General features: G+C 58.1%; 13 protein-coding genes and 1 pseudogene. 2 read left to right on the top strand and 12 right to left on the bottom strand.

From position 1 onward, the window contains the following. Positions 1-51: 51 nt before the first annotated feature. The 4 genes from QKE52_RS11880 to QKE52_RS11865 form a co-directional block, all read right to left on the bottom strand. Positions 52-654: a hypothetical protein gene (locus QKE52_RS11880; protein WP_046649189.1), complete on the bottom strand. Its 603-nt coding sequence runs from the start codon at positions 652-654 to the stop codon at positions 52-54. Positions 655-833: 179 nt separating this feature from the next. Then, positions 834-1,724 (bottom strand): hypothetical protein, encoded by an 891-nt coding sequence (locus QKE52_RS11875; RefSeq protein ID WP_347948874.1) that lies wholly within the window; start codon positions 1,722-1,724, stop codon positions 834-836. Between the two features lie 290 nt (positions 1,725-2,014). Next, positions 2,015-2,872, bottom strand: coding sequence for a hypothetical protein (locus QKE52_RS11870; protein ID WP_052750570.1), 858 nt, complete (start codon positions 2,870-2,872; stop codon positions 2,015-2,017). Between the two features lie 40 nt (positions 2,873-2,912). After that, a complete protein-coding gene (locus QKE52_RS11865) occupies positions 2,913-3,866 on the bottom strand; it encodes a DUF2891 family protein (RefSeq protein ID WP_347948873.1) in 954 nt (317 codons plus the stop codon). 314 nt (positions 3,867-4,180) lie between these two features. Between QKE52_RS11865 and QKE52_RS11860 the strand changes: the two genes are divergently transcribed. Further along, complete coding sequence (locus tag QKE52_RS11860; protein WP_246819837.1) at positions 4,181-4,954, top strand: hypothetical protein; 774 nt, start codon at positions 4,181-4,183, stop codon at positions 4,952-4,954. Positions 4,955-5,320: 366 nt separating this feature from the next. Here QKE52_RS11860 and QKE52_RS11855 read toward each other — a convergent pair whose 3' ends face one another. From QKE52_RS11855 to QKE52_RS11825, 7 genes are all read right to left on the bottom strand, one after another. Beyond that, entirely contained in the window at positions 5,321-7,345 is a 2,025-nt protein-coding gene (locus QKE52_RS11855) for a TRAP transporter permease (protein WP_082254481.1), read from the bottom strand. A 15-nt stretch (positions 7,346-7,360) separates the two neighbouring features. Next, positions 7,361-7,885, bottom strand: coding sequence for a DUF1850 domain-containing protein (locus tag QKE52_RS11850; RefSeq protein WP_347948872.1), 525 nt, complete (start codon positions 7,883-7,885; stop codon positions 7,361-7,363). 31 nt (positions 7,886-7,916) lie between these two features. Then, positions 7,917-8,891 (bottom strand): TAXI family TRAP transporter solute-binding subunit, encoded by a 975-nt coding sequence (locus tag QKE52_RS11845; RefSeq protein ID WP_046649193.1) that lies wholly within the window; start codon positions 8,889-8,891, stop codon positions 7,917-7,919. 546 nt (positions 8,892-9,437) lie between these two features. After that, positions 9,438-10,019 (bottom strand): hypothetical protein, encoded by a 582-nt coding sequence (locus QKE52_RS11840; protein WP_347948871.1) that lies wholly within the window; start codon positions 10,017-10,019, stop codon positions 9,438-9,440. Positions 10,020-10,022: 3 nt separating this feature from the next. Beyond that, positions 10,023-10,595 (bottom strand): hypothetical protein, encoded by a 573-nt coding sequence (locus tag QKE52_RS11835; RefSeq protein ID WP_046649195.1) that lies wholly within the window; start codon positions 10,593-10,595, stop codon positions 10,023-10,025. Between the two features lie 36 nt (positions 10,596-10,631). Continuing rightward, positions 10,632-11,870 carry a hypothetical protein gene (locus QKE52_RS11830; RefSeq protein ID WP_347948881.1) on the bottom strand — a complete coding sequence of 413 codons (1,239 nt, stop codon included), beginning with the start codon at positions 11,868-11,870 and terminating at the stop codon, positions 10,632-10,634. Positions 11,871-12,375: 505 nt separating this feature from the next. Next, positions 12,376-13,623 carry an arginine deiminase gene (locus QKE52_RS11825; protein WP_347948870.1) on the bottom strand — a complete coding sequence of 416 codons (1,248 nt, stop codon included), beginning with the start codon at positions 13,621-13,623 and terminating at the stop codon, positions 12,376-12,378. A gap of 171 nt (positions 13,624-13,794) precedes the next feature. Between QKE52_RS11825 and QKE52_RS11820 the strand changes: the two genes are divergently transcribed. After that, positions 13,795-13,938: a hypothetical protein gene (locus QKE52_RS11820; protein ID WP_347948869.1), complete on the top strand. Its 144-nt coding sequence runs from the start codon at positions 13,795-13,797 to the stop codon at positions 13,936-13,938. A 97-nt stretch (positions 13,939-14,035) separates the two neighbouring features. Here QKE52_RS11820 and QKE52_RS11815 read toward each other — a convergent pair. Further along, positions 14,036-15,229, bottom strand: a pseudogene (locus QKE52_RS11815) (ATP-binding protein). Positions 15,230-15,395 lie beyond the last annotated feature (166 nt).

The raw sequence follows: 15,395 nt of genomic DNA, 5'->3' as shown, positions 1-15,395 counted from the left end.
CTCCTCAACGATTGGTGGTGAGGAGCGCTTTTTCTTGAGCGGGCGGAGCTGTTAGAAAGGCAGCTTGATACCCAGGGACTTTGCCACGCTCGGAGCGACAGCGGCGATGGCGCCGATGGCGCCCAGGACAGCAGCGACGATGGCAGCGATGCCAAGATCGGTCGGCTCACCGTCCTTGGAGCTGAGGGCTTCATCGAAGGAGCTGGACTCATTGGTGCCGGTCGGCGCCTGCGAAGGCTCATCCGCTGGCTCCACGGGCTTCTCCGTCGGGGTGGTCGGCGTAGTCGACGTGGACGTCGTCGAGCTCGGCGGGTTCTTGGCCAGAGACTCCTTAATCTCAGCGGCTGCGGTGTCCTGCTTGCCACAGGCAGCGACGTCGTCCTTGGCAATCTCCATGACCTCGGCGCGGTCCAGGGTCAATTCTTCATTGTCAGTGGCGCGCCAGAGTCCGAATTCCTCCTGCTTGAAGGTGTGCTCGGTGTCCTCGATGGTGGTGGTGAACTCTTCGGCTGGAGCCCAGCAGAAGTTGATCTCGGTAGCCGAGGTGTTGGTGGCGTTTGCAGTGGACTCGTCGGCGGTGGCGATGGTCGAGCCAATAACACACAGAGAGCCTGCCAGGACGGTGGTGGCGAGAGCGAGTGAAGCCTTCTTCATGGGATTCTCCTAGAAATAGAGCGAAGGAAAGTGAAAGATAGAAAACCCTTGGTGTGCAGGGGCTATTCAACTATATTAACGCTACCTCAAGCGCTAAGCGCAAAACCGCGAGAACCGCGTTCCTCCATGCTCTTAAAAGTAAGGCCTGGAGGCACGCGGGGAACGCGGCGCAGGGACTCTTAGATAAAGAACTTGCGGCGGGCGGCGAAAGCACCAGCTGCAATCATGGCTGCGATGGCCAGTGCGGCAAGACCACGAGCAACGGTGTTGGAACCGGTCTCAGCGGAGATACCGCGCGACTGTACCTGGGACTTCTCGGCGGTGCTTTCGGCAATCTGACCACCCTGGGCGATGACCTCGTCCTTGTTTTCCTTGAGCATCTGCTCGGAAGCGGCCTTCTCCTCGGCACTCGGGGCGTCGTTCTGGGCTGCCTCCTGGGACTTCACGTAGGTCTTGCCGTCCTTGGCCAGGTACCAGGTCACGCCACCGATGACGAGGGCGGCCGGCAGAGCCAGCCATGCCAGCTGCTTGGCGTCGAAATCGGAATCCTCGGCGGAATCAGCCGGGGGCTGGGAGCCGCCCGTCGGACCGGTCTCTCCAGAAGGAGGAGTAACAGGCTTGTCCTTGTCCTCACCGGCCCCCGGATTCTCGTTGTCGGCCTCGGGCTTCTCGCCGCCAGCCTCCGGCTTCTCCGGGTCATTCTTAGGAGCATCGCTGCCGTTGTCGATCGGGTAGTCAACCTGGGACGGGCCGGCCGGCGCCGGGTCTGGGTTGGCCGGTGCAGGGGCATTGTCCTGAGAGTCCTCATCAACCGGGGCTGCTGGATCCTCGGCGGGAGCTTCCTTCTCCTGCAGGCGCTCCCATGCAGCTTGTGCCTGTTCTGCGGTGAGGGAGACGGAACCCAGTGGATTGGTGCTCTTGTAGGTGCCGTCAGCCTGGCGCTGGTAGGTGTAGCCTTCGAACTCGAACTCAGCCGGAGCCGGAATCTGTGCAGAGGCAACGGCGGTGCCGCCCAGTGCGAGGGAGCCAGCCAGTGCGGCTGCGGTCAGGGTGCGGTGGATGCGCTTCATATGTTTCTCCTAGTGGGTTTGTGAGAGGTAGTTCATCAGACCAGAACCACAATAGTCACAATTTTCACATCAGTCACAGGGGTTGCAATGTGGTATTTCGCAACTTTCGGGATGGAAGTCCCGCCACGCATGCCGAGTGTTCGATCGTTATGGGGTATCGTGCTGGGGGTTAAAGCGGCTGGTCATTGCCTAAGAGACGTGGCTAATGCGGTCCTGCTGGTTGTGCGAATGTTCGACAATGACCTGCGTAAACAGGCATCCCCCCGCTATGGGGTAAAAACAGGCGGAGCCTAGTTCTGGGGTGCAGTCTCAGGTGCGGTTGTTACGCCCTCAAACTGCCAGCCCACCACCGCGTTGCGCACTGCAGAAGCCAGTGGGTTGGCCGGCTGAATGCAGCTGATGGTGAGCAGGCGGCCCGGCTTGGCATCGGCACCCCAGATGCTCTCGTCCTGCTCAAGGCCTTCCTTGGAGGGATCGTGCAGATCTGTTGCGGTATACACCAGCCACTGCTCGCCGGAATTCTGCGTGCGCAGATACAGCTTGTCGCCCACCGCAGCCTTGTGCTCATCGGCGCGGCCGTCGTAGAGGTTATTGAATACCGCCGGCACGCCCGCGCCCGTGTGGCCAGCAATGACCACGATGTCCGGCGAGTCCGTTCCGGGCAGCGAATAGGGTTTGTCCTCCGCGGTATAGGTGCAGGCCTTATTCATGGAGTCTGGGTTGATCTTATTGTCCTTGACCCGGCAGGAACCTTCCTCGAAGCTCGCGCGCACGTCAATAGTAGGAATGTACATCTCGACTGCCGGTGAAGGCTCGATGACGGCGGCGGGTTCCGTTACCACTTCTGTGGGCTGCGGTGCGGGTGTGTCCGGTTCCTGATTGAGCTTGAGCGCCGCGATAATACCGACCAGCACCACCGCCACAATGGCTACGAGGCGGAGACCTCGGCTGTCGCTGGGCTTGCGATGGCGCGCTGTGACCTGGTTGGACCGTCGTCGAGGGCGGTGGGGCTGCTGCTTGGCGACGGCCCCCGCGCGGCCGTATGAGGAGCGGCTTCGGCGGCGGGCGCGTTCTGCGCGGAGATCGATGCGGATTCCCTCTTCCGGCAGGCGGTAGCTATCGCGCCGCGCCGAGTAGCGAGAATCCATGGTGTGCTCCTGAGAGATAGATGATTAGAAAAATACAGTACTACTCGACGGCGAGCTGGTAGCGCAGTGCGTAGGTGATAAGCCAGTGGGTGGACATGAAGTGGCCGTCGACGAGCTGCGGACGCGCGCTGGCCACCAAGGCTTCGGCGCGCGGCAGGGCAGAGTCGTCGAAATGCTCGGCGAGCTCAACAATCATCCACGCCCTTGTGAGTGCCAGGCCGTAGAGGTGGGCCAGGCGGCCATCGGTCGGGTCGAGTACTTCTGGGATGTCGGTGAGAAAATCCAGTGCTTCGGTGCGGCGGGGGAGGAAACCGTCGAACCACTGTGGGAAGTCCGGGAGAACGCGCGACATGAGCAGAGCTTCTGATAATCCATTGGAGAGGAAATCGTGCCCGGACAACTCCCACTCCAGCGGATAGTCACGGTCATCGCCGAAAAGGCGAACCGCAGCTTTGCGCACCGAATCCGCTAGTGAATCCAAGCGAAGTTTCTCCGCTGCCTCGAGGATGAGGAAAAGGTTGAAGGCGGTATTGGAGTGCATGCCGTGGCGCACCGGCTGGTTGAGTGAACCAAGCCAGTCGTGGCAGTGCTGCGCGGTGAGCTCGACGAGCTTATCCATTGCTTCGCTGGGACGGATTGAGGCTAGCTGCAACAGCCAAGCGCGCCCGTAGGGCATCTCATACCCGGGGTGTTCGACAAGGTAGGTGTATTCGGCGGTGAGGGCTTGGGGGCTGAGGCGATCGTCGAGAAGCACAGCAAGACTGGCGGGAGACTCGGGCCCGAGCATGGTGTACAACAGCACCCCGGAGTACTGCATGTGGACGCTGGAATGCCAGTCGAAACAGCCGTAGAAACTGGGGTGCAGCTCGCGTGGGCGCACAGTGCAATCATCAGTTGAGCTGCTCGTGTGGTGCATTGCGGCGGGAAATTCGCGCTCGAGGGCGTCCACAATTGTCTCCGCCCAGGTTCTGGCCCAAGTCTCTAGCGTGGTCATGTGTCAAGTATGGCAGAGCCGAAGGTGGAGGATGCCTGCTGTTAGCCACTGAGGGGTGTGCGTCGCAACGCGGAATCGAACAAATGAGCGATTTCTAGCTCTGATGTCCGGCCGCTCTTGTAGTCTTCGGGGCAGGCATCCAAGAGGTGGGGGATGCACGGGCCGTACGCATGCGGTCTAGCAGGGGTGTCTGGAACTACAGGCAACACCTCGTCGTGGGGGTTGCGAACATTTACTAAGGGGGAACTTTGAGGTTCTTAGAACAGAAGCCGACGACGTTTAGTAAGAGACAAGTGCACCGAATAGGAAGTGCGTTGCGCAATGGGGAAGCGGTTGATGAGGAACAGTTCGGGCTGTTCTTGGACCAGCAGTCAGCCCTGTGTGATGCGATAATTCAAGAAGCGGTTAAGACCATGGCACAGCTTGATAATCGGTTGACGCTGACTTCAGACTCGATTGTGGAGCCGGATTCAGACACATACTTCCTGGGTTCTCGTGTAAAAACGCGAGACACATTGAGGGAGAAGTTGAGTCGAATGCCGAGCTTTCCTTTGGAGAATATTCAGGATGTCTCCGGAGTACGGCTGGATCTCGATGTGACCCTAAAGGAACAAACGATACTTGCGGAGCTTCTATCTCGAGATCTCATGAAGGCTGGAGCGCGGAAGGTGGAGGTTCGGGACATGCGCGAAGAACCACACTCGGGCTATCGCGCGGTGCACCTGCATGTGATGTCGGAGGCCGGACGTGCGGAATTTCAGTTAAGAACGGCGCTTCAGTCACAGTGGGCAAACCTTTATGAAATGGCAGGAGACTTGTATGGGAGAGAAATCCGATACCTCGAATTCGGCGGAAAAATTCCGGCAGAATTTGAGATTGAGACCCGTGCTCTGCATGAGCTGTCCGAAGTCGTAAACAGAGTGGAAAAGCTCGTCGATATTCTTACTGAGCCTTTCGAAGGCAGCCAGACTGCTAATACAACGCAAAGAGAAGCACGTCAGTTGCGACGTAGCATGTATAAAATGCTAGATAAATTAATCCATGAATTTGAAGAACGTCGAGTTCAACGTGACATGGAGGGAGAATAAACCGATGCCAGCCTATTTGATTAAATACCATCGACCGACAGGGGCACTGGAAGTAACTGAGTACGAATCCCTCATCGAGGGAACCCGTGCTCGCCATAGGCTAGACCAAGTAAATAAGGATCCTGACGTCGAGATTGTGGCGATTGGCGCAAAGAACTTAGAGTCCGTCCGGCATACGCACGCGCGGTACTTCTTCCGCGAGAAGACCGCGCCGCCGTACCCCTTTGTGGCTTAAACACCCGAGCTCAGGCACAACGGAGCACCGCTGGCCTCGGTCGTCGTAGATACCGATGGATCGCTTGCCGACGCCCCCATGCCATACCTCGCACGAGGAATGTGGCATGGGGCGTTGACTTGGGTACGAACTCAGATGTTTCGTAGCGATAATGCATCTTGTTTCTTGGCGGCGATGCATTGGATCGCAATAGCAAGAAGCCCCACGCCTGCACCGATGAGATCGGTGATGACGTCTGGCGCCATCATCGTGAGTGCTGATGCCACAAACAGGATTCGCACAATCGGATTCGCGCGAACCATCAGGTGACCTTCCACTGCAACGGACAGGAGGAGAACACCAATGGTTCCTGTGATTGCAACGAGAATAGCTTCGCCGACTGATACGTCTTGAAGAAGCATTGCTGGGTTGAAGACGAAAATGAAGGGAATGATATAGCCAGCAAGCGACAAACGCATGGATTGGAAACCGGTCTTGACCGGGTCAGCGCCGGAGATACCCGCTGCTGCGAATGCCGCGAGAGCAACGGGCGGAGTGATGTTCGCGAAAAGGCCGAAGTAGAACACGAACATGTGGGCCACAAGCGGTTCAACGCCGAGCTGACCAAGAGCCGGCGCAGCCATCGTTGCGGTAATGATGTAGGTCGGGATCGAGGGCAGGCCCATACCGAGGATGATGCAGGCAATCATCGTCAATACGAGAGACAGCAGGAGGTTTCCTGCGCCGACGGTAACGATGGCATTGGCCAGGGTGACACCGAAGCCCGTGAGAGTGACGACGCCGACGACAATGCCAACAGCGGCACAGGCAATGGAGACAGACACTGAGGTTTTAGCGCCAAGTGCAAAGGAATCCAGAATCTCCAAGACACTCATGCGCGTGGTCTTGCGCAGCTGAGCGACGACGAGAGTGACGATAATCGTTAGGAATGCCGAGAACAGGATGGTGCGACCAGTAAAGAACAGCATGTAGATGAGGAAGACAAGCGGAATCAAGAGGTGGCCTCGTTCCACGAGAACTTCCTTTACTGCTGGGAGGTTGTCACGAGAAATACCTTTAAGGCCTTGACGGGAAGCGCGGAGGTGTACCTGCGCAATGACACCGAGGTAGTAAAGCACAGCAGGAACGAGTGCCGCGATGGCCACCTCCCGGTACGGCATACCCAAGGTCTCGGCCATGATGAAGGCTGCCGCGCCCATAATCGGTGGAAGGATCTGGCCACCAACAGAGGCCGAGGATTCCACTGCGCCGGCAAAGACCGGCTTGTAGCCGACGCGCTTCATCATCGGAATGGTAAACGCACCGGTGGTAACAACGTTGGCGACTGCAGCGCCGTTAATGGAGCCCAGGAAACCAGAGGCTACGACAGCAACCTTTGCCGGGCCACCTTTAGTCTGTCCCGCAAGGGCGAGCGCAATATCGTTGAAGAACTGTCCCATTCCTGACTTTTGAAGCACGGCGCCGAAAAGGACGAAGAGGAAGATATAGGAAGCAGCGACGCCAATTGCCGTGCCGAAGATTCCTTCCGTTGTGAGATAGGAAAAGTTGAGGGTCTTTTCCCAGTCATAACCGCGATGCCGCAGCATGCCCGGCATTTCTCGCCCATACACGGAGTAGAGGAGGAACAGGATGGCAAGTATGGGAAGAGCCCAACCAGTAATTCGGCGAGCGGCCTCAATGACCAGAACAACCAGAATTGCTGCGAAGACGATGTCTAGAGTCGTGGGGATACCGGCTCGACGGACAATGTCCTCGTAGTTGATGAAGACATAGACCGCAGTGGACATAGACGCAAGGATAAGAAGTATGTCGTAGAACGGAATCTTCTCACGGTTGGCCTTCATGAAGGGCGGGTACAGGGCGAAAGCCAGCACCAGAATCATCGCAACGTGTACTGAGCGGTGCACCAGAACTGGTGGGGAACCAAAGTACGCGGTGTACATGTGGTACAGCGACACGATGATCGCAAACGCTGTCACGATGATGTTGACAGGCTTGGAGGCAAATTCCCGCAGACGCGACTCGCGGTCGAACTTCTCTAGAATTTCTTGGGCCTCGGCGGCGGTGGGCTCGGCATCAATGTGGATTCGGCCCTTTTCATCAAGGTCTGTGGCTGAGGTTTGGGCAACATTCGGTTGCTCTGATTCTTTGACCATGGTCTTTCTTTCTGACTATTTATCGATATCAGCTGCGGTTCCGATGAAGGCAGTAGTGAAGGTGCGATGGGGAATCTCGTGTTGCAACAGAACCGGTTCGGGTTGATCCACCAAGAAGACACGTAAAACATGAGCAGTCGCATGAGAGTGCACCCAATTGAGCTCGCCTATCTCACGATCAATCTTGGACGTGTGGACGCTTCGGCCTTCATTGACCGTGACGCCCTCGAGATCGCTGGGCACACCGGCACCAAACCCCTTGAGATAAACGTCGGTAAGAAGAAGGTGGTGCTCCTCAATCCGGTAGACCTCCCGCCAAGGTTCTTTTTCTACGGAATGGATCCACTCAAGTTCGATGTGCTCGATGCGTGAAGCCGGGGTTTCAAAATAAATGTCGCTGCCGCGAGAATCAGCCACGATCAACCGTGGTTCCTGAGATTTATCTACTGCACGAGAGAAAGCAAAGGGACCCACCACAGTGAGCGCAAGAACGATGACACCGAGTACGGCAACAAGGGCGAATCGCGAGCGCTTGACCATAGCGGTCCCCACCTAGCTTTTTGTCAGCGGACTAAAGAGCCCCTACTTCCTCGAAGTACTTACGAGCGCCAGGGTGCAGCTCTGTGGCAAGGCCATCCTCAATGGACTCCAACGTAATCTGCTTGGCAGCATTGTGAGAGGAGTGGATAGCGTCGAGGTTCTCAAAGAGCGCCTTGGTGATTTCGTAGACCTGGTCGTCGTTCAAGTGCGGGGAGACAAGAAGCTGGTTGGTGATGGAAGCCGTCGGAACATCCTCGGCTTCGTCGTAGGTGCCGCCAGGAATAACGTCCTCGTTGAAGAAGGGGTACTTTTCCCGAAGCGCCTTCATACCTTCGCCTTCGATGGGAACGATGACGACATCTTCGGTGGTAGCAAGATCCATGACGGAGGAGTTCGGGAGACCAGAGGTAACGAAGGCCGCATCAATCTGACCATTCTTCATCTGGTCGATGGAGTCAGCGTAGGACAGGAAGTCCTCGTTGATGTCGTCATAGGACATATTGTGGGCTTCGAGAATCATTTGAGCGTTGAGCTCGACGCCAGAGTTCTGGTCACCAACGCCCACACGCTTATTCTTCAGATCCTCCACGGACTTGATGCCGGACTTTTCGGTGGTCACGATTTGGACGAAATTGGGGTAAAGGGCAGTGATGGCGGTGAGGTCCTTCAGACCTTCCTTATCGGCGAAGGGCCCAGTACCTTCGATTGCCTGACGGGTTGCATCGCCCATCGCGAAAGCAATTTCGGCGTCACCATCAGTCAGTAGCTGAATGTTTTCGACGGACGCGCCGGTTGCCTGCACCGAGGTATCTGCTCCGAGGGTGTCACCAAGCACCTGCGACATTGAGGCGCCAATCTGGTAGTAGGGGCCAGAAGTACCGCCAGCAGCGATGGTCACGAAGTCAACTGAGCTATCTCCTGACGCGGAGTCAGAGTCTGAAGAAGAACAGCCTACAAGAACAAGTGACGCGGCTAAGACGGTTGCGAGTGTTGAGCGGATGCGCATTGTGGTCTTCCTTTTCGGTGCGGATTTTAAGGCCGAGAATTGCGGGTTGATGACAGTCATCACCCGCAAGAGAGAGATGTGCCGTGAAACACAACTTCTTGCCTGAAAATTTAGCAATCGACAGGCTTGCAGGAAGCAAAACTGTGGAATGGGGGTAGCTTTTTCTTTCCGCGTAAGCGTTGAAGGGAAATGGGGGTGGTGTTCGGATTGGCGGGAAGGTCGTCGGCGTGTAATTGTTTTTCTGGCAAAACTCGGCATCTCAACTGCGACGCTGATTTCTTTCGATTTTCTGTCAAAAAATCTGTAAATGACCGGTATATCGCGGTGTTTGGGCTCCTTCGCGAACGGCGCTAGGGAATTCCCGTTGCCATTCTGCACAGTCTCCGTTGCCGTTCTGCAAGGTTTCCATTGCCGTTCTGCAATGCTCTCGTAGCCGTTTGATTACCCCCGTGAAAGCCACGAAAACCACAAAGAGGACACCCCAGCCGTTGTGAAACGGTCTGAGGTGTCCTCTGTGGTGAGGTCTGGGCCGGTGAGTTGGTTTGGTTAGTTCCAGACGGGGGCGTCGCCAAGCTGCAGCTCGGAGTAGCGCGCCTCCGGAACGGTGGCGGAGTAGGGCTTGCCCACGGCCTCCCATTTCTGGTCGGTGTTGCAACGCACGTCCTGGCCGTCGGTGTCGAGCATGGTAAAGCCCCACACCAGCTTGCCCTGCGAGTTCGCCGGCAGCGTGTACGGACCGACCTCCTGGTCAAGCTTCCAGTGCTGTTCGTGCACGTAGGTGAAACCATAGGTCTGGGTCAGCACCTTGGCCAGCTCGCCCTCGCCTTTGATGGAGCCGGAGACCTCGATGGTCTGCGTGCGGGCCTGGGTCACGGTGTGGCTGACCGGCACGGGCTCATCATTGCGGTTAGCCACGCTGGTGGCATCGGTCTGCTTGAACCACCGGCGTGTGGCGGTGACGTAGGTGCCGTTCTCACCGGGTGTAGAGCAGTGCGTGCCCGGCTTGAAATCATCATTCCAGCGCTGCGGCAGCTCGAAGTCCCCGCCGAAGTCAGCGGCGTGGGCCACGGGAGCGGCCGCCAGCAGGCTCAGTGCGGCGAAGGCGCTCGCGATGGACTTCTTCAGCACGTCTTAGCCCCAATCGTTGTTGTCGCGGGTGGAGACCTCGACGTGGCGCTCCTTCGGCAGGGTAGCGGTGAAGGTCTCGCCGTTGGCCTGCCAGGTGTTATCGGAACCGCAGATGGTCTTCTGCCCCTCGAAGTCGGAAACCACCCAGCCGGCGCGCATGACGGCGGTCTTGCCCGGAGCGATGTTGTACGGGCCGACCTGCTCGCCCACCTCGTAGGACTGGGAATCGGTGTAGCTGGAGGAGAAGGTGAAGTTGATGAGATCCAGCAGCTTGAAGTCAACGCCGGCGGAAACGTTCCAGGTCTTGGTCTTGGTTTCCTTGATGGAGCGGGTGACCGGCAGCGGCTCGTCGTTGTAGTTGGAGATGGTCCAGGAACCGGCGGAGCCGTCGAAGTAGGTGCGCTTGATCTTTACGGTCTGGCCGGTGTCACCCGGGTTGGTGCAGTGCTCACCGATGGTGGTCGGGTTGGCCGGGCCCAGGTCACGTGCCGGGAGGGCGTTGGCGGCCGGGGCAGCGATCAGGCCGCAGGCAATGGCCACGGCGGCGGTGGTGGAAGCAATCTTGGTCTTGAACATGTGGGTGTACTCCTTGGATGAAAAGTAGGGAAGTGCTTAGTAGATGGTTTGGGTCGGAACAGGAAGGTTGCGGTACTCCTCCGGGGTGACGTCCTCAGTGCGGGTGGAGCCGTCCTTGCCCGTGATGGTGGCCTCCGCCCAGAAGCCGCTGGGAGCGGTGGTTTGCTTGTAGTTGGAGGTCAGGCTGTACTTTCCGTCCTTGCCGCAGTGGATTTCGCGGTAGTTGATGCGGGTCATGGTGGTGCCGTACTCCACGCGCACGCGCTCGCCGGGAGCCAGGTCGATGTGCTCGAGCTCAGTTCCCACCGGCATGTAGGCGCGCTTGACCGCACCCACGGACTCCAGCCAGCCCTTCGGGATATCCCCGCGGTTGCCCTGCCAGTTGGTGTAGGGGGAGTGCTCCGCACCGACGACGAAGTCGGTGACCGGTGCGTACTCGTAGTCGCCCTTGGACCAGTTGAGGAAGTCCGTGGAGTAGCCCGGCTTGCGGAAGGTGGGCTTAACCGCAGTGATATCCAGCGGATACCAGGAGCTATCGCGGCCCTCGCAGGTCTCGCCCTCCTTCGGCCAAGATGGATCGCGCTGCAGGTCCTCGGAAGGTTGCATGATTTCGTCCTTCTTCGGGTCCGCGATCTTCTCCAGGCTGGGGCCGGACACGGAGGTGTAGTTGCCTTCGATGGGCTTGGAGTTCGCGCCCGGGGAGCGGGAGGGAATCTCCATGGCCAGGTCCGAAATGGAGCCATCAGCCTTGATGATGTAGGCAAAGGCATAGCGCTCGGCCGGGCCCTTGCCGCGGATAACGTTGGCACCCGGCAGGTTCTCCAGGCGGTCATCGTTGCAGCCGACGAACATGGAGATGAAGTCCTTTTCCACCACGCCGTATTCCACGCGGAAGGACTCGCCCGGCTTCAGCGTGATGGGGCCGAAGGTTTCCTTCTCCTGCCAGCCGTTGCTCAGCTTCAACCCGATATCGGACTTGGCGGTGGTGTCCCAGCCAGAAGGCATAGCGGCCTTAGAGTTGGCCGAAATCTTGTGGTTGGTGCCCGTTTCCACCGAAGCGGTGTACGGCACCTCCTGGTCAGTGGTGTTCTTGAACTGCAGGGTGCCGTCGCTCAAATAACGGCGGCCGGTTTCTGCGAAGTGCCACTCGGGCGTGGCGTTATCTTCACCTGCTGCGCTGCAGCTCTTGTAAAGGTTTGTGATGGGGTAGGCCTGCGGCATGGGCGGAATGCTGGCCGCCTGTGCCACGGGCGCGATGAAGGCCACGCTCGCCATCGCAGCTGTAGCGGCCAGCGGCGCGAGTGCGCGGAGTCCCTTGATGTGCACCTGGATACCGTCCTTAAAGAAACTCAAAGAATGATGAGGAACTAATTTAATCCTGAAACAATCTTAGGTGTCAGAAGCGCACTCCTAGGAAAAGTAGGGACAATATTTCCTAGGGCTGCCGGGAAGTTAGTGATGTCAATATGGTGGCTGCCAGTGTTTTGACCTTTCGTGCACCATAATTTGATTAACCCTATGTGGGGGAGTCGAAATCTGCGGTTTTCAGTCAAACCTGCTGGCAGCGGGCTTCACTCAGCCCGTTTCCCACCGTGAGACTGAGGGCGCTGAAGGTCCTGTCATGTCCGCATTGCTCACCCTGGGGTGAGGGGTGTGTGGCTGCCGCCGTGGTGGGATTGGGGCCGTGCTTGCCGACGTCCCCTTCGCCCCACTCGCGGTCCTCTCTTATGTAGGTTAAGGCGTGCGTTGGTTGATGCGAAAATATATTCCCATCGGATTGTTAATAATCCACCGCATCGCGAACGATTGGGCAGGTCATGCAGTGCCCGCCACCGCGGCCGCGGCCTAGCTCTGCGGAGCCGATTTCGACGACCTCAATGCCGGCAGCCCGCAGCTTCTTATTGGTGTGCTTGTTGCGGTCATAGGCCACCACCACGCCGGGCTCAATGGCCACGACATTGTTGGCGTCATCCCATTGCTCGCGGGCGGCGGTATAAACATCCCCGCCGGTTTCGATGACTTCGAAGCGTCCAATGCCGAGTGCCTGGGCGACAACATCGAGGAAGGAGTCGGTGGGCAGTTCGACGTCGAAAGGCGCCGTGCTCGTGGAGGGGTGTAAAACGATGGGCCGGATGGTGTCGACGACCTTGGGGTAGGACGTGACCTTATCTGCATCCAGGAAGGTGAGCACGGTGTCCAGGTGCATCGAGGCGCGGTCGGCGGCCATACCGGCGATGATGATCTTCTCGGCCGCGCCTTCCTCGAAGAGCCGCATGGCCAGCTGGCTCACGCCTTGCCACGTGGTGCGCTCACCCATGCCGACGAGGACGATGCCCTTGCCAATCGGCATGATGTCACCGCCCTCTAGTGCTGCGAGTCCCGGTTCCTCATCGGTATTTCCGTACCAGAACTTAAAATCTGCCTGCGCAAACCGCGGATGATAGTTGTAGATAGCCCGGGTCAGCAGCGTTTCCTGGTGGCGTGCCGGCATACGCATGGGGTTGAGGGAGACCCCGCCATAAATCCACGCCGAATTATCGCGCGCGTACTGCGTATTGGGTAGCGGGCGCAGCGCAAAAGCGTCAGGTCCGTAGACCTCGCGCATGGCGTCGATGGTGCCGTGGCCGAGGCCCTTCGGGATTTCGGCAAAAGGCAGCCCGCCGATGAGGAGCTCGGCTAGGCGTGCGTTGGACATTGCGTTGAACCAGTGGCGCAACTCGCCGCCGATGCCCACACCGACGTTCTTATCCAGCAGCTTGAAGTCGAAGATGAAATCCCGCCCGCCTGGGGTGTCCAGGGTTTCCTCCAAGAGTTTGTGCATCTCCAGCACCTCGACGCCGTAGCTGCGCAGCTGGGCGACGAACTCCGCGTGATGCTTCTTGGCTTCGTCGACCCAGAGGACGTCGTCGAAAAGCAGCTCCGCACAGTTGCGGGGAGTCAGCCTTTCGTGTGCGAGCCCGGGTGCGCACACCATGACTTGGTGGAGCTTGCCAACCTCGGACCACACGCCCAGCGGGGGAGTTGTCATCTGCCGTGAACCTTTCTTTGCGCGCGGTGAACCGTGTCCGCAACTTGTGTAGTGAGGGGTAGCACCGCAAGGGTCAATTGTGAACTAGGTGACAATTCTAAGATAAGTTTGAACTTTTTCAAGCTCCCCGGCACTGAGGAAAGTCCACGTAAGAGTAGGTTTTGCGGCTGTGTGCATACTATTATCCGCGTTTATTCACGCGGTCCCGGCGCTCGCATGGTGCGGTTCCACGCCGCGCTTGCCGACGTCCATCCCTTTACCACTGCGGCAACACCGACGCCGAAGGTCATCGTGCCCCAGCCGGAGGCTGGATGAATAAATGCGGAGGGAATGAAAACTCTGCGCGAATAGTAGAGAAGTAAACGCGTGGGGGTAGTTGTGGCGTGCAGTCTCCGGGGCGAGCGTGTGCTCACTATTGGGAGTCGAAGTCTTCGGCTATGAGACTCGTTGCGTGCTCGCGGAGGTAGTCGCGTAAGTACGGCAAGGCGAAGTCGACTTCGCCGTGGCCCGTGGTGGTGATCATTTCGGCGTCGAGAAGCCGGCGGCGATAGTTGCCTACATAAGAATCAGTCTTATTGAAGCGTGCCTTGATATCCGCCATCTTGGAAGGGCCATCGCTTTGGGCCATGTAAACCAAAAAGCTTCGGTCGACGGGGGAGAGATCCGAGAGTGCGGGCTCATGGACAAGTTGGCCGAGCTTGCGCTGTGCAGTTGCGACTCCGCGCCGGGCAGCGTCGACGGAGATTTCGGCGCCTCCATCCGACGTGCGTTCCTTTTCCCTGAATGAGCACTGGCCGACTAGCTGAATCATGAATGGATATCCATGGCATGCCTCAACCGCGGTATCCAATGCATCCTGTGACCATGAGGTGGCGGCGCTGTGAAGGGGCTCGGCAAGTGCTTCACGAACATCCGAATCGGAGACCCTGCCTAGCTCAATGCGGTTGGCGCGGCGAAGAAAGGTTACTGGATTAGCGTCGCCGCGACTGTTCAGCTTTCTGGATAGCAACGGCCTAATTGAAGATGGGATGCCCGCCGTGACAACGGAGATGTTTTCGCCTTCGCGAACCAGATGCTGAATTGTGGCGCCGAACTCTATGAGCTCCTGGCTGCGTTGGTGGTGCATTTCATCCAAAGCTACGAGAACACCACCAGGCTCCTGGCGGGATTTTCGGTCGAGTTCGCGCTTATAAGCCAGTCAATCCTTCAGTGCATTGCGCAGTGAATATGTGGACTCTGCAATAGCTCGAGTATCCCAATTGAGCCCGCCTCCAATGCCGAGGATAGAGACGTTAAGGCCTTTGAGCTGCTTCCTCTCCTTAGCCAAGAGCTGAATGATACTGCTGCGCAAGCGCTCTACAAAACCGGTTGTTGCAGTGTTGCTGAGCGTGAGCCAACCGCGCTCGAGCGCTTCATCTTCGAAGGCGTTGAGAAGGACTGTCTTTCCGATGCCGCGTGGTCCGATGATGAGTGAGATCCTCTCGTGAGCGCCGGGGCCCTCATCGAGTGCAAAACCGAAATCACGGATGGCATCGCTGCGGCCAACCAACAACGGGGGAGTGGCGCCGAACGTAGCCCTAAAAGGGTTGGCGTGCTTCGGCTTCATGGCCCTCACTTTAGACCACGAGACTTTTGAAGTCTTGTGAAGTTTATGAAGTTTATGAATTCTTTGAAGTTTATGAAGAGCTGTGAAGTTTGAAAGAGGGGCCGCACCGCTAAGCAATGGGAAGTGGCAGCGCGGCCCCGGAGTGATAGGGAAGAAGGGCGGAATC

The organism is Corynebacterium sp. c25Ua_47 (assembly GCF_039907205.1).
Lineage (GTDB): Bacteria > Actinomycetota > Actinomycetes > Mycobacteriales > Mycobacteriaceae > Corynebacterium > Corynebacterium hiratae.
This window is presented reverse-complemented; position numbering and strand designations above follow the sequence as displayed.

What these genes read in the sequence shown, in the direction of transcription:
- QKE52_RS11850 (WP_347948872.1), bottom strand. Translation starts at nt 7,885, where the DNA reads ATGGTCAAGCGCTCGCGATTCGCCCTTGTTGCCGTACTCGGTGTCATC.
- QKE52_RS11835 (WP_046649195.1), bottom strand. Translation starts at nt 10,595, where the DNA reads ATGTTCAAGACCAAGATTGCTTCCACCACCGCCGCCGTGGCCATTGCC.
- QKE52_RS11845 (WP_046649193.1), bottom strand. Translation starts at nt 8,891, where the DNA reads ATGCGCATCCGCTCAACACTCGCAACCGTCTTAGCCGCGTCACTTGTT.
- QKE52_RS11825 (WP_347948870.1), bottom strand. Translation starts at nt 13,623, where the DNA reads ATGACAACTCCCCCGCTGGGCGTGTGGTCCGAGGTTGGCAAGCTCCAC.
- QKE52_RS11855 (WP_082254481.1), bottom strand. Translation starts at nt 7,345, where the DNA reads ATGGTCAAAGAATCAGAGCAACCGAATGTTGCCCAAACCTCAGCCACA.
- QKE52_RS11870 (WP_052750570.1), bottom strand. Translation starts at nt 2,872, where the DNA reads ATGGATTCTCGCTACTCGGCGCGGCGCGATAGCTACCGCCTGCCGGAA.
- QKE52_RS11865 (WP_347948873.1), bottom strand. Translation starts at nt 3,866, where the DNA reads ATGACCACGCTAGAGACTTGGGCCAGAACCTGGGCGGAGACAATTGTG.
- QKE52_RS11830 (WP_347948881.1), bottom strand. Translation starts at nt 11,870, where the DNA reads ATGGCGAGCGTGGCCTTCATCGCGCCCGTGGCACAGGCGGCCAGCATT.
- QKE52_RS11875 (WP_347948874.1), bottom strand. Translation starts at nt 1,724, where the DNA reads ATGAAGCGCATCCACCGCACCCTGACCGCAGCCGCACTGGCTGGCTCC.
- QKE52_RS11880 (WP_046649189.1), bottom strand. Translation starts at nt 654, where the DNA reads ATGAAGAAGGCTTCACTCGCTCTCGCCACCACCGTCCTGGCAGGCTCT.